Source organism: Metamycoplasma sualvi, assembly GCF_045276925.1.
In the GTDB taxonomy this organism is placed as follows: Bacteria; Bacillota_I; Bacilli_A; order Mycoplasmatales; family Metamycoplasmataceae; genus UBA710.
In genome coordinates this window covers 244766-270888 of the sequence record NZ_CP174167.1, presented here as the reverse complement: position 1 = coordinate 270888, position 26123 = coordinate 244766, and the positions used below count along the sequence as shown (strand labels likewise).

Annotated in this window: 20 protein-coding genes; 14 read left to right on the top strand and 6 right to left on the bottom strand. The window is 22.8% G+C overall.

Annotated features, from left to right (window positions below):
- Positions 1 to 4: 4 nt before the first annotated feature.
- The 3 genes from aspS to ACJA29_RS01260 all read right to left on the bottom strand — a co-directional run bounded on the left by aspS (position 5) and on the right by ACJA29_RS01260 (position 5644).
- Positions 5 to 1693: an aspartate--tRNA ligase gene (gene aspS / locus ACJA29_RS01270; RefSeq protein ID WP_406602816.1), complete on the bottom strand. Its 1689-nt coding sequence runs from the start codon at positions 1691 to 1693 to the stop codon at positions 5 to 7.
- 3 nt (positions 1694 to 1696) lie between these two features.
- The gene (gene hisS, locus ACJA29_RS01265; RefSeq protein WP_406602815.1) at positions 1697 to 2968 is read right to left on the bottom strand and encodes a histidine--tRNA ligase; all 1272 of its coding nucleotides are present in this window, start codon (positions 2966 to 2968) and stop codon (positions 1697 to 1699) included.
- Positions 2969 to 3079: 111 nt separating this feature from the next.
- On the bottom strand, positions 3080 to 5644 hold the full coding sequence (locus tag ACJA29_RS01260) for a hypothetical protein (protein ID WP_406602814.1): 2565 nt from the start codon (positions 5642 to 5644) through the stop codon (positions 3080 to 3082).
- 386 nt (positions 5645 to 6030) lie between these two features.
- Here ACJA29_RS01260 and ACJA29_RS01255 point away from each other — a divergent pair, with 386 nt between their 5' ends.
- The 10 genes from ACJA29_RS01255 to ACJA29_RS01210 all read left to right on the top strand — a co-directional run bounded on the left by ACJA29_RS01255 (position 6031) and on the right by ACJA29_RS01210 (position 19839).
- Positions 6031 to 6753, top strand: coding sequence for a DUF3196 family protein (locus ACJA29_RS01255; protein ID WP_406602967.1), 723 nt, complete (start codon positions 6031 to 6033; stop codon positions 6751 to 6753).
- 98 nt (positions 6754 to 6851) lie between these two features.
- Positions 6852 to 8267 carry a trigger factor gene (tig, locus tag ACJA29_RS01250; RefSeq protein WP_406602813.1) on the top strand — a complete coding sequence of 472 codons (1416 nt, stop codon included), beginning with the start codon at positions 6852 to 6854 and terminating at the stop codon, positions 8265 to 8267.
- Positions 8268 to 8272: 5 nt separating this feature from the next.
- Entirely contained in the window at positions 8273 to 9163 is an 891-nt protein-coding gene (locus ACJA29_RS01245; RefSeq protein ID WP_406602812.1) for a DegV family protein, read from the top strand.
- 9 nt (positions 9164 to 9172) lie between these two features.
- Positions 9173 to 9916: an ABC transporter ATP-binding protein gene (locus ACJA29_RS01240; RefSeq protein ID WP_406602811.1), complete on the top strand. Its 744-nt coding sequence runs from the start codon at positions 9173 to 9175 to the stop codon at positions 9914 to 9916.
- Positions 9909 to 11762 carry a hypothetical protein gene (locus ACJA29_RS01235; protein WP_406602810.1) on the top strand — a complete coding sequence of 618 codons (1854 nt, stop codon included), beginning with the start codon at positions 9909 to 9911 and terminating at the stop codon, positions 11760 to 11762. Before ACJA29_RS01240 ends, ACJA29_RS01235 begins: the two co-directional genes overlap by 8 nt.
- 110 nt (positions 11763 to 11872) lie before the next feature.
- Entirely contained in the window at positions 11873 to 15550 is a 3678-nt protein-coding gene (locus tag ACJA29_RS01230) for a hypothetical protein (protein ID WP_406602809.1), read from the top strand.
- Positions 15543 to 18395 (top strand): hypothetical protein, encoded by a 2853-nt coding sequence (locus ACJA29_RS01225; protein WP_406602808.1) that lies wholly within the window; start codon positions 15543 to 15545, stop codon positions 18393 to 18395. The genes ACJA29_RS01230 and ACJA29_RS01225 overlap by 8 nt, the downstream gene beginning before the upstream one ends.
- A gap of 9 nt (positions 18396 to 18404) precedes the next feature.
- Positions 18405 to 19184, top strand: a complete 780-nt coding sequence (locus tag ACJA29_RS01220; RefSeq protein ID WP_406602807.1) for a leucine-rich repeat protein — start codon at positions 18405 to 18407, stop codon at positions 19182 to 19184.
- A 10-nt stretch (positions 19185 to 19194) separates the two neighbouring features.
- On the top strand, positions 19195 to 19437 hold the full coding sequence (locus ACJA29_RS01215; RefSeq protein ID WP_406602806.1) for a hypothetical protein: 243 nt from the start codon (positions 19195 to 19197) through the stop codon (positions 19435 to 19437).
- A 36-nt stretch (positions 19438 to 19473) separates the two neighbouring features.
- Positions 19474 to 19839 (top strand): hypothetical protein, encoded by a 366-nt coding sequence (locus tag ACJA29_RS01210; RefSeq protein WP_406602805.1) that lies wholly within the window; start codon positions 19474 to 19476, stop codon positions 19837 to 19839.
- 142 nt (positions 19840 to 19981) lie between these two features.
- On the opposite strand, the gene ACJA29_RS01205 is transcribed toward ACJA29_RS01210, so the two are convergent.
- Both ACJA29_RS01205 and ACJA29_RS01200 read right to left on the bottom strand, forming a co-directional pair.
- Complete coding sequence (locus ACJA29_RS01205) at positions 19982 to 20797, bottom strand: IS30 family transposase (RefSeq protein WP_406602966.1); 816 nt, start codon at positions 20795 to 20797, stop codon at positions 19982 to 19984.
- A gap of 80 nt (positions 20798 to 20877) precedes the next feature.
- Complete coding sequence (locus ACJA29_RS01200; protein ID WP_406602573.1) at positions 20878 to 21084, bottom strand: hypothetical protein; 207 nt, start codon at positions 21082 to 21084, stop codon at positions 20878 to 20880.
- 156 nt (positions 21085 to 21240) lie between these two features.
- Here ACJA29_RS01200 and ACJA29_RS01195 point away from each other — a divergent pair, with 156 nt between their 5' ends.
- The 4 genes from ACJA29_RS01195 to ACJA29_RS01180 all read left to right on the top strand — a co-directional run bounded on the left by ACJA29_RS01195 (position 21241) and on the right by ACJA29_RS01180 (position 25346).
- Positions 21241 to 22689 (top strand): DEAD/DEAH box helicase, encoded by a 1449-nt coding sequence (locus tag ACJA29_RS01195; protein WP_406602804.1) that lies wholly within the window; start codon positions 21241 to 21243, stop codon positions 22687 to 22689.
- Positions 22677 to 23144 carry an L-threonylcarbamoyladenylate synthase gene (locus ACJA29_RS01190; RefSeq protein WP_406602803.1) on the top strand — a complete coding sequence of 156 codons (468 nt, stop codon included), beginning with the start codon at positions 22677 to 22679 and terminating at the stop codon, positions 23142 to 23144. Before ACJA29_RS01195 ends, ACJA29_RS01190 begins: the two co-directional genes overlap by 13 nt.
- Positions 23145 to 23202: 58 nt before the next feature.
- Positions 23203 to 23640, top strand: a complete 438-nt coding sequence (rpiB, locus tag ACJA29_RS01185) for a ribose 5-phosphate isomerase B (RefSeq protein WP_406602802.1) — start codon at positions 23203 to 23205, stop codon at positions 23638 to 23640.
- A gap of 146 nt (positions 23641 to 23786) precedes the next feature.
- Entirely contained in the window at positions 23787 to 25346 is a 1560-nt protein-coding gene (locus tag ACJA29_RS01180; protein WP_406602801.1) for an NCS2 family permease, read from the top strand.
- Positions 25347 to 25376: 30 nt separating this feature from the next.
- Here the strand turns inward: ACJA29_RS01180 and ACJA29_RS01175 are convergent, their stop codons facing one another.
- Entirely contained in the window at positions 25377 to 26066 is a 690-nt protein-coding gene (locus ACJA29_RS01175; protein ID WP_406602800.1) for a pseudouridine synthase, read from the bottom strand.
- Positions 26067 to 26123: the final 57 nt, after the last annotated feature.

The window sequence follows — 26123 nt, the reverse complement described above, 5'->3', positions numbered from 1 at the left end:
TAATTTATTTTTTAATTTTTTGCAAACTTAATTCTTGTAATTGATCTTCATTAACACTTGAAGGAGAATTAAATAATACATCAATTCCATTAGCATTTTTAGGAAAGGCGATTACATCTCTAATTGAATTTTCTTGAGCTAAAATCATAACTAAACGATCTATTCCAAAAGCAATTCCACCATGAGGAGGCACTCCATAAGAAAAGGCATTTAAGAAAAAACCAAATTTATGATCAATTTCTTCTTGAGATAAATTTAAAACTTGAAACATTTTATTTTGTAACTGAGAATCATGAATTCTAATTGACCCCGAAGATAATTCAAATCCATTTAATACTAAATCATAAGATCTTGCTTTTACTTTAGAAAGATCGCTATCTAGATATTGAATTGTATCTAAAGTTGGAGAAGTAAAAGGATGATGAGCTGGAGCTATAACATCATCTTCAAATTCAAACATTGGTCAATCTACAATTCAAACAAATTGATATTCATTAGATGCTAAATGAAATAATTCATTTAGTTTAGTTCTAACAGCACCTAAAGATTGTGTTGTAGATTGATATTTACCTCGGGTAATTAATAAAGTAGCATTTGTAATTTTAAAGTCATTAATGATTTGTTTCAATTCTTTTTCAATTGCATTATTTAAAGAATTTTGTTTAAATTCTTGATTTTCTATTTTAATAGCAATTAATTTATCTGTTTTGTTTTTTAAAGCAATTTCTTCCAAGATTTTGATATTGCTATTAACAAGTTCTTGGTCAAAAATTAAACATTTTATTGATTCAGCATTTTTAAATAAATCACATGATGTGTTTTTAAAATATTTACTTAAATCTTTTAATTGATAACCATATCTTAAATCAGGTTTATCACTTCCATATAAATCAATAGCATCATCATACTTCATTCTTAAAAACGGAGTTTTAATTTTTGCATTTACTACTTCCATGATAGAACTAAATAATTGTTCCATTAAAGTAAATAAAGTTTCTTCAGTTATAAAAGACATTTCTATATCTAGTTGAGTAAATTCTGGTTGACGATCTTTTCTCATATCTTCATCACGAAATGCTCGAGAAACTTGAAAATATCTTTCTATTCCAGAAATCATTAATAATTGTTTATATAATTGAGGAGATTGAGGAAGAGCGAAAAATTTGCCATCATGTCTTGTTGGAACCAAATAATCTCTAGCTCCTTCAGGAGTTGATTTAGATAAAATTGGAGTTTCTATTTCTAAAAATCCATTGTTATGGAATCAATCTCTAGCTGCTTTAATAACTTGATGTCTCAATAAAAGATTTTGAAACATTTTAGGTCTTCTCAAATCCAAAAAACGATATTGTAATCTTGTATCTTCCTTTGCATTTAAATCATCTTTAATTTCAAAAGGAATTTCTTTTGATTTTGATAATATTTCATAATTTTCAACTTCTACCTCAAACATTCCTGTGGGTATCTCTTTATTAGGTGATTTTCTTAATTTTAAAATTCCTTCAACTTTGATAACTGATTCTTTGGTAAAATCAATTTTAGATTTAAATATTAACTGTACTATTCCTGTTCTATCTCTTAAATCAACAAAATTAAAATTACCCATTTTTCTAATATTTTGCACTCATCCATATAAAGTAACTTTTGTGTTTTCTTTAAAATTTATTATTTCAATATTTTGATACTTTTTCATAATTTATTCACCTTTTAATAAAATAGTTTTTATTTTTTCATAAAGATCATTAAAACTAATATCTATATTATTGTTTGCTTTTGTTTTGATTGTTCATTGATTTGTTTGATGTTGATTTAATTCTTGGAAAACAATTAACTGAGAATTCATTTTTTGAGCATCATTAAGTAATTTTTTGAATTTTTTGAATTGATAATTATATTCTACAATAATATCATTTGCTCTTAATTGATAAATTAAAGGCCTAATTTGTTTCATTTGTTCTTCATTTTCTATTAGAAAATTAACATTAATTGGTTCTTCTAAAAACTGGTATTTTTGATCATGTTTAATTATTTCAAATAACCTTTCTACTCCAACCCCAAATCCTACACCATTAATTTGGATATTGCTATCATTTTCAATTAAATCATGATAACAACCTCCTCCTATGACAGTTACTTTAGAACCTAATAAATTTGATGTTGATATAAACTCAAAAACAATATTAGAATAATAATCTAAACCTCTTACTAAAGAATAATTTATTTGATAAGAAATCTTTAATGAATCTAAAGCTTTTAATATCTTATTAAATTGTTCCTTAGTTGTCGCAGATCAAAAATCACAAATTTGAGGAGCATTCTTCACAATATCTAATTGAGAATCTGCCTTATCATCCAATATTCTTAATGGATTAATATTAATTCTTTTTTGAGACATTTCTGAAAGTTGATTTTGATGTTTTGTAAAATATTTTTTCAATTCATCAATATATAATTGTCTTTCTTCTTTAGTTCCTATACTATTAATATTTAAAACATAATCATTTATTTTTAATTTATCTAATAAAGAAGAAGCTAGAACAATTACATCAATAATTGTATTATCAGATAAATTATTTGTAAATTCCACACCTATTTGATAAAACTGTCTTAATCTTCCTTTTTGTGGTTTTTCATAGCGATACATTGAATCAATATAAAATAGCTTATTATAATTGCTATCACTATATAACTTATTTTCAATAATAGCACGTCCAACAGATGCGGTTCCTTCTGGTTTTAAAGCTAATAATCGATCATTATAATCTTTAAATTTATATATTTCTTTTGTTACTATATCACTTGATTCGCCGTTTGAATCCCGAAATAATTCAAATGATTCAAAAGTGGGAGTTATTATTTTTTTAATGTTATATGTTCTTGCAAGAGATTCAAAAGAATCAAAAATCATTTGGTAAATTTTTGCATCTAAACCAAAAATATCTTTTGTTCCTCGGGGTTTTTGAATCACTATTAGCTCCTTATTTATGTAAATAAAAAACCCTTTTAAAAAGGATTTTTTATCACTATTTAAAAGTAATAATAATTATAACAATTTAAATATTCAAATATTTAAATATTATTATTTAATATCATTAACTCCTTTAAAGCTTTGTTCTTTAATTTTTTCTGTATCTCAGAAATTATCATTAATAATTTTTCTCATCATTCTAGCTTTTCGCAATTCAAGACTTATTAACATTTTTGGTACAAATAATAATAAAACTGATATATTAATAAATTCAAATATTATATTTAATAATAATAATTGTCAAGGTAAAGAACCATATAATACAACAAATAATACAAATGTGAAAATAATAATTGCATTCAAAATTAAAAATAATTTAATCATTTTGAAAAACTCATAATAAACAATTTTTTTAATATTATCTTTTGTTAATAACTCAATTCTAGATAATTTTAACTTGTGATGTATGTTTGATAAAAATGACAACATAGATGATAATAATAATACAAATGAGAATATTATTGCAGTTGCTGAAATTAAATTAAATTTAACCCCTCCTACTAATATAACAAATGTTATTATTAATCCTGAAATAATAAATGATAGGAATAGTACCAATGTTTTTACTCAATCCATTCAAATTAAAACTAAAGCACAAATGATAATTAAAGCAATCAAAATACCATACATTGTAAATCTCATAATTAAGAATGTATCTGAACTAATAATAGTAGAAGGGATAATAACTAAATTATATAAATTAGTTAATTGTTGACTAATATCATTAATAGTTGCATTTGATAAAGTTGTATTCATCAAAATTGAAAAAGTCTGAAGATCGAAAATACTAATGTTTTTTTCTTGAATACCATTATTAAATAATATTTGCTTAATAGATGATATCTCTTCATTAGTAAATAATGAATTATCAATCTTACTTATTTTCATACTAAATTGATTAGGAATTGTATTGTTTAAAGTTCATCCATTAAATATGGTATATCCTGTATTTATAAAATTACCAACCAACATTAAAATAGCAGAAATTAAAATTATTCCAAAGAAAATAAATATTCATTTTTTTGATGTAATAGATTTTTCAAATTTATTATATTTTTTTTCTTCATTTTGATTTGCAAACTCAATAATAGATCCTTCTAATAATTCTTTCTTCTCGTTATTAGCTTCAAGAATTTCGATAGATGTAGAGTCTTTTGTGATTTCTTTTTCGACATTTTGTTTAATTTCTTTATCATTTTTATTTTTAATAAATCCTATAGATTTTGGATTATTCTCAAAATATTTCAAGCCTGTTAATAATTTAGACACAGCAAACATGCATGGTATTAATACTAAAGTAACTGCAAGACATGAAATTAAAATAATTATTGAAAATTGATTTAACACACTTGATGTTACAACATAAAAAATACCAACAAATAATGTTAAGAAAATAGCTTTTAAATATCAATTTTTTTGATGATTTTTAATTGTATTTTTTGCTGCTTTATTAACTGTATTACCTAATTTGAATTGCTTTTTAACATTTGATAAAAATGTAATAATAAAATCTAAAGAAATAAATAATGTTAATAATATTGCACTAATACTAAAGGAGTCATAATCTCCAAAAAATACACTAATCATTAGTAATGCCAAGAAAATAATTACAGCTAATAAAATAATTGCAAATATTCCTAGATAACCATAATTAATAACTACAAATATAGATACAAATGCAAATATTGTTATTAGGGATATCATTAAGAAAAAATATGCATTTGATCCATTATTAGCAACTCTTGAAGCTAAAACATAATTATTTAATTTATATGTAGAAATTCAATATTCAACATTTAAAAATTCATTTTCAATATCATTAGAAGATAAATTTGAATTTGCTACTCCAAAATCTTTGCTAATTGTTATTGTTTTCTTTGTTTGACCTGATAATGAAAAATCACTTAATTCATTTTTTGAAACAATAAAGTCTGTTGCTTTATAAGATTTATTTGTTAATGGATCAATAAATTCGTCTTTAAAAAAATATGTGTTTAATGTTGTTCCATTGTCTGTAGTTGGTTGATTTTCAGGGGTTCTATTTTGAAGGAATAAAAATTCATATAAAGTTCCTGAATAACCTTCATTGTCAATCGCATTTTTTACAATTCTTTTTAAAATTTCAAGATTTTTTCAAATAATTACTTTAGTACCTAAATTTTGAGATTTAGCTCATGTGTAAAATGATGGTGAACTAAATGTTAATGAGTAGCTACCAGAAGAGTTGCTTGCTGAATTAAATACTGAATTATTATTATAAGTAGAATTAAATAATTGTGAGCTTCAAGTTGCATTGATAGGTAATAATGTTAAATTATTTTTTTCAATAATAATGTTTTTAATTTCATTTGTTTGTTCTAGATTATCTATAGCAATACTTGTAATATCAATGTTTCATACATTTTCAACTTCATAAGCTGATGAAACAATTGAACTTGGAAAAGCATTTTCCAATCTTTTATGTAAATTTTGCAACAATTGTTTTGAATATGTTTCTTCTAATATTTGTGATCCATCTTCTTTAGTAGGATTAATTGTTAAAGAAATTCCATTACTATAATCATTTGAAACTTTAGAATCTTTTGATTTAAAAGCAAAAGATAATGAGATAAACAACCCAGAAAAAATAAAAAAGAAAAATAAGATAAATAATCTCTTTTTCGATGATAATTTAAAAAACTTTTTTAATTTAGGTAGCATTGTATTAAAACATTTTACCAAAATATCTAAAATATGTAATATTTTAAAATCTAATTAATGATTGATTTATTAAAATGTTCATATTAAAAGCTAGAAAAAAAATAATTATAAATCCTGTTAATATACAACTAAAAATAATTATGTATTCATAGTTAGAAAATATTATTTGATTTCAATTTCAAAAACAAAAAATCAAAAAAGAATATGTTAAGGGATAAAAAACTCATTTTAATAGTAAATTTAGCTTTTTTATCTTCTGTTTCCAAGTAGAACATATTTAATTTCTATTATAATATATATAATTAGAATTAAACAATTTAAAATCTATGAATAAAAATTTTTATGAAGAAATAATAGAAAAAATAAACAAATTAATAAAAGAAGATCAATTTGATCTTGCTTTAAATATAATTAAGGAAGAGCTATCAATGCCTTATGTTCCTAAAAAATATGAAAATATTTTAAAGTCTTTATTAGATGAATTACAAAGTAAAAATGGAAGTAAAAAAAGAAAGTATTATTCTCGAGATGAAATAATTGATATTTTTGTTAATTATGATCAGTATAAAGAAAATTTTTTATTAGAAATTTCATCTTATTTTGATGAACAAAATTGAATAGGATATGAAAAAGTAATTGATGAAATTTTTCAATTACCAATTAATAAAAATATCAAAATTATTATTTATAATGCTTTAACAACTCAGAAAATAAATTATGATTTTACAATTGATAAAACAAAAATTAATCCATATAAAAATAAAACAATTTTTGAAACCAATTTTGCTATTAAAAACATGGTTGATTTAGAAGAGCATAATTTTAAAAATCCTTCTTTATATGATTTATGTAAAGAAATTTTTTTCATTTATTTGATTGAAGAATTTCCTAATTCTTTGTTTTTTCACTATCAAAATATCAATAATGAAATCATCAATATTGCAAATGTTATGTTAGGTATAAAAAAAATATCAGAACTTAATGAAAAAGAAATAAAAATTTACAACATCATTAATAAAAAATAATTTTATTAATGTTATAATTCATTAGTATATATTTATCATGCAATGTTGCATATTTAAGAAATATAAAATAATATTTATTATTAGGTAAAGGATAAAAAATGGAAACAAAAATCGAAAAAATTTATGATGAAAAGAATTCAGAATTAAGAATTATTGTACCTATAGAAAAAAAACTTTGAAAAGAAGAACAAACTAAATCATTTAATAATTTATCTAAAAAATTAAAACTTAAAGGATATCGTACAGGAAAAGTTCCTACAGAAATTGCTAAAAAAATGATTTTGCCTAATCAAATTTGAGAAGATGCAATTTCTAGATTGTTAAATGTTGCTGTTAAAGATGCTGCAAAACACATAGATGAGAAAAAAGATATTATTTTAGATTCTCCTACATATAGTATTGAAAAAGTTACTAATGATCATTTAGAAATTATTTTTATTTATCCTATATATCCTGATATTAAAATCAAAAATTGAGAAAAATTAAAGGTTAAATTTAAAAATCCAACAGATAAAGAAATAAAAGAATCAGTTCATAATCAAATCAATGACTTATTATCAAGAGGGACGATATTAGTACCCAAAGAAAATAAAGAAGATAAAGTTGAAAGAGGAGACTTAATCATCTTTGACTTTAAAGGGTTTTTAGATGGTGAAGCTTTTGAAGGTGGAGAAGCTAAAAAATATGAATTAAAAATTGGATCAAATACTTTTATACCAGGTTTTGAAGACCAATTAATTGGTAAAAAATTAAATTGAAGCGGTTCAATTAATGTTAAATTCCCTAAAGATTACTATAAAGAAGAATTTAGAAATAAAGATGCTCAATTTGAAATTAAAATTCATGAAATTAAATCACATCAAAAACAAGAAATGAACAATGATTTTGTTGCTTCTTTAAATATTAAAGATGTTAAAAATGAAGAAGATTTAAATAAATATTTAACAGATTTATCAAAAAGAGAAATGATTGAAAAAAGAAGAGCAGAGTTTATGAATGAATTTTTAGAACAAGTGATTAAAGAAAATTCAATTCCAACTCCAAGAGCAATTGTTTTAAAAGAATTGCAAGCATTAATCAAAAAATTTGAAGAAAATTTAAAAAATCAAGGATTTAGTAAAAAAGATTATTTTGATGTAACTGGTTACAATGATAATAAAGTTAAATCTGAACTTACTCAAGAAGCTGAAAAATCTATCAAAAAATCATTTATATATACAGCTTTGTCAAAAGATTTAAAAATAAAACCTACTGATGATGATTTTGCAAGACAATACCAAAGAATTGGTAAGTTATACAATATTGATCCAGCAATGGCTGCTAAAATGATTAAAAAAGAACAAATTGAAACACCATTAATTAATGAATTATTAATTGACAAAATTATTACAACTTTAAATCCTGATATTAAATTTGAAAAAGAAAAAATTACATTTAAGTTAGAAGATAATAGTAAAAATAAAACAGAAAAAAATAAAGAAGAAAAAGAAAATAAGAAAGAAAATAATAATTAATTTTTATGAATGAAAGAAAAATCGCTATAGTCATTTCTTCATTTTCATCTTTATTAGAAAAAGATTTAAATCAATATCCTGATATTTATTTAACACCTCTTCAATTGTTTATAGAAGAAGAACAATGATTAGAGGGATTTTATGATGAAAATACAAAATATGAAATAGTTAAAAAATTTCAGAAAGCAAAAGATTTTAAAACTTCTCTTGCTTCAGTAATTACTATAGAAGAACAAATGATTGAATTATCTCAAAAATATACTGATGTTTTGTATTTACCTATTAATTCGTATTTATCTTCATCTCACAATATTATTTTAAATTTATCTAAAAAATATCCTAATGTAAGAGTTCTTAATAATAAATTAGTTGGGAAAGCTTTTTTAGATATTGCTTTAGAAGTTAAAAAGCTTTATGAAAAAAATAACTACACTATTGATGAAGTTATTGAATATGTTCAATGATATGACAAAAGGTCTATTGGCTATATTATTCCTTATGAATTAAAAACATTCATTAAATCAGGTAGATTAAAAGGAATTAAAAAAACAATTATGACTTCTTTAAAATTATCTACTATTGTTGAATTTGACTATGAATTATCATCTGCAGGTGTTGTTAGCTCTAAAAAATTAGGAGCACAAAAAGTTATTAATAAGCTAGAAAATTTTATTAAAAAAGAAAATATGAATATTAATGATTTTGAAATTACTATTATTTATGCTTATGATCAATTAATTGCTAACATTTTTGAAGAAGCTGTTAAAAAACATTGAAAAAGAAAAGTCGATCATAATTATGAAGCATCTTTAGCAACAATGTTTCATACAGGATGAGGTGCGGCTTTTTTAGGAATTAACCCTAAATTAAAAATTGTTCCCAAAATTAAAAAATAAGCATTTGATATGAGTAATAAAAAAGAAGAAATCAATACATTAGAAGTTAAAAATGTTTATATGAAATATAAAAAGAAAGATAAACATTTTGCCTTAAATGATGTTAATTTTAAAATAGAAAAAGGTGATTTTCATGCTTTTATTGGTGAAAATGGAGCTGGTAAGTCAACTGCTATAAAAATTATTTCAGGATTAAATAATGATTATCAAGGTGATGTTTTTATTAATGGATTAAATATTAGAGATAATATTAATGCAAGAACAGGTTTTCTTTATATTCCTGATAAAAACTTTTTTCCTTCATATTTAAATGTTGTTGATTATTTATTTAATATAACTTCTTTAACAAGAAATGATCATGAAAAAATCAAATTAGAAATTGATGAATTATTAAAAAAATTTGAAATAGAAGAAGTTGCTCAAAAAAATCCTAATAAATTGTCATCAGGACAAGCAAAAAAAGTTTTATTAATACAAGCTATTTTAACTAAAGTAAATTTCTTAATTTTAGATGAGCCAACAGTTTTCTTAGATGTTTCTACAAGAATGAGTTTATATAAAGAATTATTAAGAATGAACAAAGAAAATAATACAACTATCTTCATTTCTTCGCATATTCTAGATGAAATTAAAAATTATATTAATTCAGTAACTTTTATTAAAAAAGGACAGATTAAATGAAGCGGAAAAATAGAAGGAAAAGATTTAATTAAGAAATATAAAGATATAATTCTTGGAGAAAAAAATGAATAATTGATTGTCGAAAACTAGAAATGTAGTTAATGAAAATTTAAAAAATAAATGATTTGTAAAGACCTTTATTTTTTCTTGAAATTTAATTAAAAATAATATTTACATTTGATCATTAGCTGGTTTATTAATTATTTCTCAATCATTAATCCTTTTAATACTTCATTTAACTAATACCAATTTAATAAACAATTCATTATACATTTCTTTATTACCTCAAATCGTTTTAATACTATTAAATATAGTTTTAATTAATCGTTTATTTTCAGAAAGTAAATATAATAGTCTTGATTGAACTTTAATATCTTTACCTATTGGTAAAGCAAGAATATTTGTAGCTCGTTTTATTCTTTTTTTTGCAATTGGTTTTTTAGCTTTATTTGCTCAATTTATCTTAAATTTTATTATTTGTTTATCAACCCAAATCAACACTAAATGAATTTTGTTCTTTTTTGTTTCTAATATATTTATCAATCCATTTATTAATTTATTTTATATTTCATTATTTATTTTTATTGCCATCTTCTTCAAAAGAATTGGTTTTGCTATTGCTTCAATATTAATTGTTTTCTTATGAATAATTCCTATATTTACTAGATCTTTATCTATTAATCAAAACAAATTAGAATTTAATCCTCAAAATAGTAATTCTTTTGCTCAATTAACAGTTACTAAAAATAATGCAGTAGAAACATATATTGTTGATAAAATAAATCCAATCTATGTAAATAGTAATAAAGATGAAATTCAAGCAATTAACTCTTCACCAATTTATAGTTATTTTATTCCAGGAGAAATATTTGTTTCATTTGATGCTTTATTAATGAAAAATATTTTTAATATTAATGATTATGAAAATCATCAAATTGATAAAAATCATTCCTTACTAAAGAATTTATATCAAAATTATAATTTTTCAAATTATAATAATCAATATACAAACTTCTTAATTTTAAGACCTGAAGATATTAATCCTTTATTTTTAGATAATACAGAATATGAAGATTTATTAATGGGTAATATTAACAATATTATTACTACAAATGATAATAATTATATTGATATAAGTAATCAATTATTAGTTCAACAATTACTAGAAAATTTACAAAGTAATACAAGTATGAATTGAAATCAATTAGATAAAAAAGAAATCAATACTTTAAGTTGTTTATTAGGTATTAATCCAGCTTATAATCAATTATTTTATTATCAAAGAGATTATTCTTGATTATCACAAAAAACACCTAATTTATTATCAAAAATTGAAATGCAAATTAATCCTTCTCTAGCAAACTTATTGCAATACTTATGAACTAGTGAAAATACACAAAATAATATTAATAATACTTATGGAAATGCCAATCCTGTTTTTGATGATATAAATAATATTTATCCTTCAGTTAAAGATTTAGATGAAACAAAAGCTCCTTCTAGTTCAGATATTGACTTTATTAAAAATAGTTTGATTAGATTTCAAAATCAATCAATAGGATATTTAACAATTAATGGTACATATCAAAACATTAGTTCTTTAACTAATATTGATCCTTCAATTGTTGATAAAGCTTCATGAGGTAATTATGTTGATCAAAATACTTTTAGCGTTTATAATGCAAGAACATTCTTAAATAAGCTATCTAATAGTTTACCTAACTTATTTGCTATGTCTTTTAGTCCAAACAATGCTAACTTAAATCAATATTCTTATTACTTTTCAATAGAAGATAATACTTACTTATCTCATAGTGATATTTATATTACTGCTCTTGTTTTTATATTTATTGGTTCTTATGTTATAGCAATGAATAAATTTAAAAATAATAACTACAAAAATATGGAAAATCATTAATTTGTTTAAATTGCTGTTATTTCAACTAAAATGATAAAATTATATTGTTATTTAAACAATATATAAAACAATATATAACAATAAGAATAAATGAAAGTAAAGAAGCTATTATGTCTAAATTAAATTTAAAAAATAAAAAACTAAGAAGCATTATTGGAATTAGTGGTTTTTTAGCTGTTTCAGCAATTTGTGTTACTAGCGTTTCATTGTCATCTACTTTAAAAAATAATAATGTTGCTTCATCTACTAACTATTTAATGGGAGATCATACATTTAATAGTTATTTAGATTTAGAAAACTATATTCAACAAAGTTGTTTAATAGGTACTGCTGATATAGAAACTAGAAATAAATGATCTATTACCAAAAATGGACAAATGGTTTATTATACAGATCCTGCTTTATTAAGAGAAGCAGTTGCTAGTGAAATTCAAAAAATTTCTGGTACTACATCATTACAAAATATTGTATCTGATGATGTTAATGGAATTAGTTTTAATGATTTATCAAGAATTCAATTCAATAACAATATTGATAAAACAACAATTTATCGTGGTTTAAATAATTCTTTATATGAATCTGAAGACTTAGCTAAAAAATCATATTTTGCAGTTCATGATGCTTACTATTTCAATGGAATGTACTTCAAAAATAAAGAAGAATTACAATTATATTTATCTTCTGAATATTATGGTCAAAATGGAGAAGGATTTAAAACTAAAAATAATGCTGAAATTTCTATTTTAAGTTCAAATAATAATCATTCAAGTTCTATCAATAAAAACCATTTAATTGATCAAGGAACTTCAAATGAATCAATTAATGCCAAAATTGAATTTGCTAATTTTATTAAAACAAATAGTAATCAATATTTAGAAATCACTATGCCAGCAGATGGTACTAAATATTATTTATCTGCTTCAGATATTAATCCACTTAATATTAAAAATTTGATGTCAGATGTAGATTATACAAAAGTCTCAAGCACAAGTGGTAAATCATCATATCTTATTGATCTTTCAAAAGAGGATGCAAATACTTTATTTGGTCCTTATTTTACTATATCTACCGATGAAATTCAAAATATTACAAACACTAAGAGTTGAAGAAAAGTAAGTAATAATGATTGATTAGTAGCACAAGAAAAAGATGCACAACAAATTGCTAACTTTTTAGGAATTATTTTAGTTGAAGAAGAAGCTGCAACAGAATCTGAAGAAAATGCTTTACCAATAATTAACATTAAAAGTATTAACAAAGATTTAAAAACATATTTTAATAATTTAAAAGAGTTTAATGCAACTTTATATCAAGATTATTTAAACTTTATGAACACTATTCAACAAGGAAAAAGTTACAATACTTTTTATGCCATTATTCTTTCTTATTCATGAATTATTGATAGTTTAATTAACTATGGAGCTAAAAATAATTTAATTGAAGAAACAAGAGTAATATTTAATAAAATAGCTCAAGAAATTGATAAAAATATTGCTAAATTAATTCCTGCAGAACTTTTATATTCTTCTCAAAAAGGGCATGAAAAAGAAAAAATATCATTTGAAAAAATTTTAGATTTTAAATCAAATACAAAAGATTTTAATGCAGATATTAAATATTACACAGATCAAATTAGATACTTCTCTGAATTTATAAATGCTATTAATATTATTAATTTAGCAAATACAAATGCAACAATGGCTAATGGTCTTTTACCATATGATTTTACAATTTTAAATAACTTTATTAAAAATCAAAGAACAACAACTAATGGTAGTTATTCTTTAAATGCTCAATATGATAAACAATATGAAAAATTATGATTAATGTTTTCTTCAACAACAACTAATGATTTTTGATACCAATGAAAAGATGGTCGAAATATTGAAACAGCTACAGCTTTAGATGCTGAAGATTTAAGTTTAGCGGCTGATTTAACAATTAATACATCATTCTTTAATTCGGCTTATAAATTATTATTTGAACAAGCAAAAGCAAATTTAAAAAATAATCCAAATTCGACTGAATATAATAGTTCTATCTTTGAAAACTTTAAAAGCATAATTAATAAAGATAATTCATTTGGTAATATGTTTAAAAACTTAATCAATAATATTGATTACATCTCATTTCAAGATTTTATGTTATTTAATTTAATTTATAACATTTCTTTGCAACTAACAAATTATAAATATGAATTAACTAGAATTGATTTTCAAAATAGTAATTTACATGATGTTTTAATACAATTATTAAATAGAATTATTTTGGAAAATAGAAATAATGAAAATAATTCATTGAAAATAGTTTGTCAAGCTCTTACAAATTTAAAACCAGTTAATTGATTAGATAAATATTTTTCATCAATTAATCAAGATCAGGAAAAAATTAATCAATTAATTAGTGAGATTAAAAAAGGAAATAATAATTATGAAAGTTCATCGATAAGTAGATCTAATGCTAAAGATGTTTATAGTAATGTTAATAAATTCTTCAATAACTTAGATAAGATTTTAAATAATAATACAATTCTTAATAGTTTAAAAGATGGTACTTTAAATGACTTGATTAATAAGTTTAAATCATTATCAAAATCAATTACTAAATTCTTGCCATATTTAGATGTTGCTTTTGCTGTTTTAGATATTATACAAGGTACTTTTACTCCTAAAACAAATTATTATTCTTACATTTATACAAGTAACGATTCTTCAATTAGCTATATTTGAAATGGTGGACAAAAAACAACTATGTTTTGAGGTTTATTAACATTAAAAGAAGATGGTATTGATAAAATGAAATTAATTCAACCTCAAAAAATTACTTCAGCTTATGTTAAAGACCAATACTATTATGATGGTAAACTTTATGAAAGTTTAGACACATTAAAATATATTCAAGCAAAAGATATTATTAATGGTTTATATGTGCCTGTTTCTAATAATATTAGAAAAGTATTCTCATATCAACCTATTGCAACAAATACTCCTTTTTCATCAAAACCTAGTGATGTTTTTGATATATTAGGAGACTATCATGATATTAATAATTCTGAAAAAGAAACATTAGTTAATTCTATTTACATAAAAATTAAAAGCGATATTTTAAATAATACTAGTCAATCAAAATACTTTGTAAATAATTTAACATTTGCTAATGGTAATGTAATTAATAGTAATGATACTTACTCAATTCAAAAAGCTATAGAAACTGTTATTAGTGATATTAAACCAGTTAAAATAGTACAATTACCAAACATTGTTGATGGGAAACCAGATTATCAAAATGCAGAAGAAAATGAATATGTTATTCCTTTTAATTCATGATCACAAGCAAAAAATGTTGAATACAATAATACAGATAATAAATATATTATTTATGATCCCAATATTTCATCATTAACTTCAACAACCGAACTAACTAATGATGAAATTATTAACCATTTATTCTTACAATTTTCATCAATGTTTCAAGTAGAATCAAAAGAAGTTTTAACTAAAGATTTAAACTTTGCTAGATACTATGAAGATTTAAAAGATGCTAGAGAAGTTGAATTATACTTAGTAGGTGATTCAAGTCAACCAGGATCATACAAAGTATTTGATAGTTATAATCAAGCTCTTAACTATTTATTAACTAAATATGACTTTTCAGTATATTCAACAGTTTCAACTGTTAGTCAATATCAATTACCTGGACATGACGAAATTTTCTATTCAAAATCTGAATTAATTAATTGAGCTATTGAAAAAGGTGAAATTACTAAAGGAGGTGGAAGCTATGAATAAAAGAAACAAAATAATCTCAACTTTAACAGCATTTGTTTTAGCAATTCCTGTAATTGGTTCAACAGTTACTGCTTTAACTACTTCAATTACTAATAAATTAAATGAAGATAGCATTATAACAAGAAATAGTTACAAATATTTATGACAAGGTAAATATTACAATTCTTATCAAGATATTGTAAATCATATTCTTAATACATCTAATGATGTTGTAATAGGATTAGAACAATACTATGGAGATGTTAAGAATGCTATTTTTGATCAAGAAACTAAAAAAATTGATATTACTAAATTAAGACCTTTTGATTGACAAAATCCTCATAATCGAATTTCACCAGCTTGAATTAATGCTTTAGGTCAATATGTAAGAAGTTATGATGAAGCTAAAAACTCTTTTATTAACCTAGGTCTAGTAAGAAACTTCTATGCTGACACTTGTGGAAAACTATATTTAACATATGAAGAAGCAGAAGCTGTTAATAAAAAAGGTGTGCGCTTTGATGAAATTGCTTATTATGAAGTAAATGATAGTGCTAATAATAAAACAGTTCAAATTAATCCATTAAATAAAGAAGATATTGCAGTATTTCAAAAAATAGCTTTTGATAATATTAACAATGTTAATATTGATAACTTTTTTGCTTTTGATCTATTACAAGAAACAAACCAAGCAAAATCATCTAATTTAAAAACATTTACATCTTTAAATGAAAGTAATGAAATTTTTAGTTTAACAAGCAAACAATTAAATGATATTCTTTCAGACATAATTAGTGATTCAATAAAAGAATGAATCTTAAATTTAAGAGTAGATGTGCATTTAAGCTTATTAAATTACAATGATACTCTTTCACCAAATTATTCTTTCACTTCTTCTAATAGTGATTGAGTACAAAGCGTTAAAAGTAGTACAAATGCAGGAAATTGATGAAATAATATTAATGATAGAAGAGATGGAGTATTTAAACAAATTAGAATTAAAGATTTAGGTATTTTTGAATCATTTTTAGATCGAGATACAATGTTAAGTAGAGACTTGCAAAGAGATAAAATCTTTATAAAAATGGAAGAACAAAGAATATGATGATGAAACCAAAAAAGATCAAAATATATAGATGTAACTTTAAGTAAAGATTTATGAGCAGGGTTAGATAATGCTCCTACCCAAGACATTATTGTTAACATACATTGTGAAGGAGATGATCTTGCAGGTAAGCCTGAATTTGATGTAGATATTCTATCTCCTGGAACACGTAATGGAGCTGAATTATACTTTGGTGTTCAAATTCAAGACAATGAATATTTTAAAAAACAAGAAATTAACAATGATTGTGAAACTAAATTTAATACAGAGTTATTCTTTAGTACTAATAATGTTGAAAAAGAAAGTGTTTTCCAAAAAATTACTAAAGAATATATAGATAAAAGTGATACTCTAAGACAATATTCAGATAATATTAAAAATGATTTAAAAAATATCATAGATTTAATTAACAATGATACAACTACAGTAGAAGTCGAAAATAATGGAGTTATTGAAAAACAATCTATTAGGGATGAAGCTTTTAATAATAAAGTTGTGCTTAATAATGAATTCTTAGAAACTTTTTATACAATTTATGTAAAAGAATCAATGAAAAGTATTCATCATAGCAATACAAATGAATATGAAGGTTTTAATAATATATCAAAAACATTTTTTAATTCTAATTACAACAATTCATTTAATAATTCATTTAATTTTGAATTTACTAATAATACAAATAATAATTTTATATATTTAAATAATTACTTATCTAACTATATTTTGAACACAAAATTAAATAATTATTCTCAAGTTATTAAATATAAAAACATGCCTATTTTTAGTATTGATTTAATATCTAAAAATCCAAATGTATTAAATACTTATAATAATAATTTAACTGTATTAGAACAATTAAAAGATTTTTATAGAACCAATTTTAATAGTCCAAAAGTTATTAAAGTTAATAATATTTCTAATTACAATTGAAATGTTAATATTGATCAAGCAACATATTTCTATGATCTAAATAAATCTATTACAAATGTTGAAACTGATAGCTCAACCAATAGAAAATTATTTAGCATTGATCAAACAACTCAATATAAACCTATTGGTTGAGGAGTATCAACTAATAATACTAAAATTAAAATTAAAGATGGTATTTATGGAGCATTAAATGCTTACAATAATAATATTTTAAGTTTAAATAATATTGAGTATTCAACATATTCTAAATATGCAAATGACCATACAACTAATAATAATGTTGCTAGTGCAGATGATGTTCTTGTATTAAAAGAATATGATCAAGATAATGACTTAGTAAAATATGAAGAAGCGATTTATGGTAAATACTTAAGAGGGTATAGTTTCTCTGAAACTTTATTTAATCCTTCATTTGAATCAAAAACTATTAATGATAATAAATTAGTTTTAGATTCAGTTACAGAGGATGAATTAAGAAAGAAAATGATGTCTGCTTTACCTTCAAAAATTACTATCATTTTTGATATAAGTGGAAAAATAAGAAACCCTGGAGTTAATAGTGATGGAATCATTGATACATCAAATCCGGCTATCTATGATTCAGAACAGAATGTTATCAATAACTTAATGTGAACTACAGTTGTTGAAAAAGATCCACATAAATCATTCTATTTAGAAGATGATGGAACATATACTTTAATTGATAATACAGTTAATGCAATTTATCCATTATATTGAAATGGTAAAACCAATTATTTTGCTTCTTATGAAGATGCAGAAGCATACTTATTAGAATTAATTAAATTAGAAGCAGTAAAGGTTTTAATATAGGTGAAAAATATGAAGAAACATTTATTAAAATTATCAACTTTTGCATCATTACCTCTATTATCATTAGCAGCAATTTCTTGTTCTAATAATCAAAATATACCGCCACGTGATCATGAAATGATAAATTTTGAAACTGGTCTTGCTTTTAATTCAAAAGGTGAAATTACTAAATATTATTATTATGATACTAATGATTATACAAATATTGTTGTTCCAGAATATTTAGTTAATAATCGTTTATTAACATCTGAATATTATGGATATAAACAAAGAATAACTTCAATAGGGAATATGGTTTTTAGTGCTCAAACTAAATATGATGGAGCATCAGGACAATATAAACCTATATATAATGAGTATGCGCAATATTTAACTAGCATTACTTTACCTAATTCTATTGAATCTATAGGAGGAGACGCTTTTAGAGAAACTCCATTAACTGAAATTATTCTCCCTGATTCAGTAGTTACTATTGGAGGTGGAGCATTTCAATATTGCACAAATTTAACTAGTGTTAAATTATCTAAAAATACTAAATATATCGGTTTTGGTGCTTTTTCAGGAACAGGTATAACAAGTATAGAAATTCCTAATTCTGTATTATATATTGAATCTAATGCTTTTTATAATACAAAATTAAGCGGTTCACTTCACATACCTGATTCTGTAGTAACAATTGATGCAAGAGCTTTCGAAGGTACTCAACTTAAAGAAGTATCTATTTCAAAAGATTGCTGATATTCATCAAGCGCTTTCCCTTCAAATTGTGTAGTAACCAGAAGACCATAAGGATTTAATTATGTATACAAATCAAATAAATCATGACCCAATGTCTTGTTTGTACTATGAAACCTTAAATAAATCTATTACAAACATTAAAACTGATAGCTCAACCAATAGAAAATTATTTAGTATTGATCAATCAACTCAATATATACCTATTGGTTGAGGAGTATCAACTAATAATACTAAAATTAAAATTAAAGATGGTATTTATGGAGCATTAAATGCTTACAATAATAATATTTTAAAAAGTATTTAATTATTAAGTTTAAAGTAATTTGATAAAATTTAAATCATGTCCATTATTAGTAAGAAAAAGATGAATGAATTGTTAAATTTATCTAATGATCCTAAAATTGAATTAGTAGAAGAAACAAAGAAATCTTATAAAATTAAAATTACTGGAGATAAAGATAAAGTGAAAAAATCATCTTTTGAAAATAAAGTATTAGAGTTTATGTCAGATATGACAGAATTTGTTAAAGAACAAAAAGAATTTAATAATTCAGTAGTTGATTTTATGAAAGAACAAAAGGAATTTAATAAAGAACAAAAGGAATTCAACCATAAAGTTGATCAAAGATTAAATATTATCGAAGATAAATTAGATATTATTCAATCACTTCCAACTATTAAAAAAGAATTAAAAAATTTAAAGTAATTTATTTAACAAAAAACAAAAATATCCAATCGCAATTCTGATAAAAATAAAATTTAATTATTTTAATAATTTAGTTAAATATAGATATAAAATTACCAATTTCAATACCGATAATTCCTTGTATTTCATAATTTTACAATATTTATCAAAGTTGAAATATTCGGTGGGTGTCTTTCTTTTCTAATAATTTAAAGTATTTTTGTAGCTCTTCTTGAGTAACGGTGGTTCCTAATTTATATTTCTTAGTATTTTGTAAATAATTTTCTGCATTAATTACAAGTGCAATTAGATCACAATCATCTTGAGTTAAATTTTTGAAAGATTTGCCTTTTGGAATAAATTTTCTTATTTGCTTATGTTTTTGTTCAATGGTTCCTTTTTGCCATGAAGAATATGGATTAGTAGAAAATCATGGAATATTTAATTTAACTAGGTCGTAATTTTCAGTTCCATTGTCTGATGTAATCGATTTGATTTCTTGATTCATATTTTTGATGTTATTTTCTACTGCTTTAAAAAATTCATTACTTTGTTTATTTTCATAAATAGTTATGGATAATCTTCTAGATTTTCTATCAATCATTGTAGAAAGATATTTATTATCAGTTTTAGTTCCTTCTACTGTATCTACTTCAACATCACCATATCTAATTCTTTTATTGATAATTTCATCTCTTTGATCAATGCGTGTGGCAATGATTTTTTTGCCTATTTTATGGGGTTTTTTATAGTATTTTCCATATTTCAAGTATGGAAATATTCTCAATGTTACTCCACTCATTTTATTTTGCCTAATTAAGTAATACAAATGCTTTGGAGAATAATATAATCCTAATTTCTCTTTGATTATCTTGGATAAGGTTTTGGCAGAAGTTTTATTTCCGGTTGCTTTGGCTATTGTTTTTATTAATTTTGCAACTAATAGATGTTTTGCTAAATCTTTTTCTTCTTTTGTTATAGATAATTTTTTTCTTTTGTTATTTAGTCGAGAAAGATAAATATTTACATCATAATAATAGATCTTATAAGAATATTTTTTTATTCTATGATAACAATACGTTTTAGTTTTAAAAACATCTTTCTAATTGTTTCAACAGAATAATTTGTTAAGTTAGATATGAATTCATATCTTTTCATCATTTTTGGAATAAAGTTTTCTTGAGAAGAATCAGATATTTGATTCATTAACGCAAAGATTAAATTAATTTTTTCTAATTCTTTTTCAAATATAAATTGAAGTTTCATATAATTTAGTTGTCCTTTTTTTGGTTTTTTTATATTTTACAAGGACAGCCAGGGAGAAATCTCTGGTTTTTTATTTATCGGTATTCATTTTGGTAACTTTATAAGTTAAATATAGATATTAATGACATATATTTATATAGTATAATTAACAAATATATGAAATTTAATGAACTAAAAAATATTAATAGTGAATTATTAAAATCATTAAGTGAAATAAATTTTGAAACTTTAAGTCCAATCCAAGAAAAAACTATTCCTTATGCTCTTGAAGGTTTTGATATTATTGCTCAAGCTCCAACAGGAACAGGCAAAACAGCTTCTTTTGGTATTCCGATATTAAATAATTTAAATTCAGAATCTAATTACATTGAACATTTAGTAATAGCACCTACTAGAGAACTTTCAATGCAAATTTATAATCAATTTATTAAATTAGGTAAATATTTAAATCTAAAAATTGCTCTTATTATTGGTGGTGTTTCATATGAAAAACAATTTAAAGAATTAAGCAAAAAACCTAACATTATTATTGGTACACCAGGAAGAATTAATGATTTTATTAAAAATAAAAAAATTAATTTTGATCATATTAAAACTTTTACTTTAGATGAAGCTGATGAATTACTAAATATGGGATTTAAAGAAGAAATAGAAGCAATTATATCTAATTTAAATAGCGATCATCAAAGTTTCTTTTTTACAGCAACATTTGATGAGAAAATAAAAAATATGGCAAAAAAAATTGTAAAAGATGACCATAAAAATATTGAAATCTCTTCTGGATTAAAAACTTCTCAAACAATAACTCAAGAATATCTTTTAGTAAAAGAAAAAACCAAATTTGTTTCTTTAATTAAATTGTTACAGTATTACAAACCAAAATCTTTGGTCATTTTTTGTAGAACAAAAAAAAGAGTGGATGAATTGTGTGATGCATTAAAACAATTAGATTTTGATGCGATCGGACTACATGGTGATATTGCTCAAAAAAATAGATCATTTATTATGAATCAATTTAGAAATAATAAAAAACAAATCTTAGTTACAACAGATGTGGCAGCAAGAGGAATTGATATTCATCATATAGAATGAATTATTAATTTTGATTTACCTCAAGAAATTGAATATTACACTCATAGAATTGGAAGGGTTGGTAGAAATGGAATGTCAGGTTATTCTTTATCTTTTGTAAAAATAGATGAAATTGAACATTTAAGAGAAATTGAAATTAGAACAAATTCTCAAATTAAAGAAATTTTCTTACCAAAAGAAGAAGAAATTTATCAAAAATGAAGAATGCAAATTGATGAAAAGTTTCAAAAAATATTGAATCAAAATGAAGATAATCAATTTTCTTATTTAGAAAATGAATTAATGGAAAAATATACTCTTCATGATTTAGCAACAATTATTGCTTATTATTTACTACAAGACAAACATAAATATAAAAAAATAAATTTAACTCCTGAACCTTCTGTTATTTTAAAAGGACAAGCTAAAATAAGAAACATCAAAAATAGAATTAATAAATTTAATCATAATTCTAGAAGTAATAATTCAAAAAATAATAATAAAAAAAATAGAAGAGCAAAATGACAAAAATAAAAGAACACGATATTTTTATAACCACAACAGATACTGTTTTAGGTATTGGCGGAAAAGTTAATGATATTAATAAAGAAAAAATTTACAAAATCAAAAAAAGAGATTATACAAAACCACTAATTATTGTTATAGGTTCTTTAGAACAATTAAAATCTTTAGAAAACATTAATGAAGAACATTTAAAATACATTAATAAATATTGACCGGGTAATGTCACTTTAATTATTAATAATCAAGGATATCGAATGCCTAATAATAAAGGTTTGTTAAATCTTATTTTAAATGAAGGTCCTTTTTATTTAACATCATGTAATATTTCTAATCAAGAAACAATAAGAACAATTCAAGAAGCAAAAAAAATTTTTCCTAACTTAATTTATTTTGATTTTGGCCCAGGAAGCAATAAAGCTTCTCAAATTATTGACACAAAAACTGGAAAAGTAATTCGAGATTAATTAATGTTTTATCAATAAACATTCAATAACAAAATAAATAACTTATAATTTATTTATTATGAAAGAAAAAATATATTTAAGTAGCGATCATGCTGGATATGATTTAAAAGATAAAATTAAAAAATATTTGGAAGATCAAAAATATGAAGTAATAGATTTGGGTACTAATAATAATTATGATTCTGTGTCTTATTCAGAATATGGAAAAAAATTAGCTAAAAATGTTTTAAATGATAAAGGTTCTTATGGAATTGGTGTTTGTGGAACTGGTTTAGGTATTTCTTATTCTGTTAATCGTTTTAAAGGGATAAGAGGAGCTAGAGTAACTTCTGTAGAAGATGCTAAATTAGCTCGTGAACATAATGATGCTAATGTTTTATTATTTGGTGGTAGACAATTGAATATTGATCAAGTAGAAAAAATGATTGATCAATTTTTTAAATCTAAATATGAAGGTGGTAGACACCAAAAAAGAATAGATGAATTAGATGAATAATATCTACTTATTTATATTATTTATAATTTGTAATATAATTTTTAAGTACAATTACTCTAACGTTGTTAGTTTAGTTTTATTTAGAATGTTATTCTAAATATGTTACTTGTAAAACTTTGTACAAATTAATCAAAAGGAATTTAAAGATGAATCAAAGGTTTGTTAATAATTCATTTCTTAAATCACTTAAAAGATATTTCAAATTTGATACTTATGATGCAATATTAAAAAAAGAAATCATTGGTGGAATATCAACATTCTTAGCAATGGCTTATATTATTGCTATAAATCCATCAATTATTGGATTAAGTCCAATTGAACCTTGAAATGCTCCTGATACTACTTTTGCTAGTCAATATCAAGGTGGTTTATTCTTATCAACAGTTATTTCATCGTGTGTTGCAACATTTATCATGGGAATGTATGCAAGAATTCCAGTTGCACTAGCCCCTGGAATGGGATTAAATGCTTTCTTTGCATTTACAGTAGCTCAACAAATTGGTTTTAGTTCAGCACTTACTGTTACCATTTTATCTGGAATAGGATATTTTATTGTTGTAATCACTCCTGCAAGAGAAAAAATCAGTAAAATGATACCATCTAATTTAAAACTTGCTATTGGAGTTGGAATTGGATTTTTTATAGCTTATGTAGGTTTACAAAATACTGGAATCATTGTAAAAAATTCATCAGATTCACTAGTATCTAATTTAGGTAATCTTGGTCATCCGATGGTTTTATTGGCAATTGTTTTATTGGTTGTAGGACTTATTTTACATTATGCTAAAGTACCTAATGCAATTATCATTACCATGATATTAGGGGCTATTATTCTAATACCTATAGTTGTTTTAAATGCAACTGGAGTTGAAGGATATTCAGCAGATAACATTAATCCATTAATAGTTGGATATAAGAATTTTGAAACATTCCCTTCTGTTTTAAAAGCCGCATGAGAAGGATTTGCAAATGTTGAAATGTGAAAAAATCCAATAACTTATATTGGAGTTTTATCATTTCTATATATGGATTTCTTTGATACAACAGGAACATTGATTACTATAGATAAGTCAATCAATTTATCCCAAAAAGATATTGATTGATTAAAAAAAGCAAGTTATGTTGATGCAATAAGTACAATTATGGGAGCTTCAATTGGAGCTACTACAGTTACATCATTTGTAGAATCAACTGTTGGAGTTTCAGCAGGAGTTAGAACAGGATTTGCTTCTATTATTACAGCATTGTGTTTTGGTTTATCAATTGCTTTATGACCTATAATTCAAATTTTTATGCCAGTTGGTGCTTACCAACCAATAACTGGACCAATTTTAATTATTGTAGGAACAATCATGATAAATCAAATCAAACATTTTGAATGACAAATTTTAATTGATATACCAACTTTATTTATAACTATTATTGTTATGACTTTATCAAATTCTATTGCATATGGAATTGCCTTTGGAACAATTACATTTGTTTTATTAAATGGATCATTAGGTATTATTCAATTATTATTCAAAAAGAGCAAAAAAATAATTAATACTTTACAAATTCCAATGTCAGAAGATGGTGTTAATATTATTGCTCGAGAATTTTATTATTGTAAAAGATTAAATTGGACATTAATTTTAATATCTGTATTATCAATAGCTTATATCATATTGCAAAATGGAATGACTTATTTAGGTTGATTTATATAAAAGAATTAAATCTAGGTTTAACCTAGATTTTTATTTCATTTCATATTTAATAGGATCAATTTCTTGATATTCTCCTTCATCTAAATTTAAATCATAAAGATTTATTTTTCCTACTCTTATTCTTTTTAAATCAATAACTGAATTTTTAACAATTGCAAATAATCTTTTAACTTGATGATATTTACCTTCAGTTAAAATAATATTTAATTTATTTCTGTTGATATTTAGAATTTGAAAAGGCTTTAATTTTTTTCCATCTAAAACAATATCTTTTTGTAGCTCTTCAAACATTTCTTTTGTAAATTCTTTTTCTAAAACTACTTCATATTCTTTTTCAACATGGTATTTATTATTTTTAATTTTATGGGTAAATTGACCATCATTAGTAATTAATACTAATCCTGTAGTATCTTTATCTAATCTACCAATAATATGCAAATTTTTTCAATTATTTTCTTCAATTAAATTTAAAACGCTTTCTCCTTCTTTATCGCTATTAGAACAAATATAATCTTTTGGTTTATTTAAAGCTAAATAAATAAATTCTTTATTAGAAATAACTAAATCATTAATTTTGACAATATCATTTAAAACATCAATTTTATATGTGGCTTCTATTATAATTTTGTCATTAACCAAAACCATTTTCTTTCTAATTATTTTATTAACTTCTTTTCTAGAATAAAAAGTATTATTAGCAATAAATTTATCTAATCTCATAACTATTATTTTATTCATAAATTAATAATTAATTAAATATAAAATGCACTTTATTAA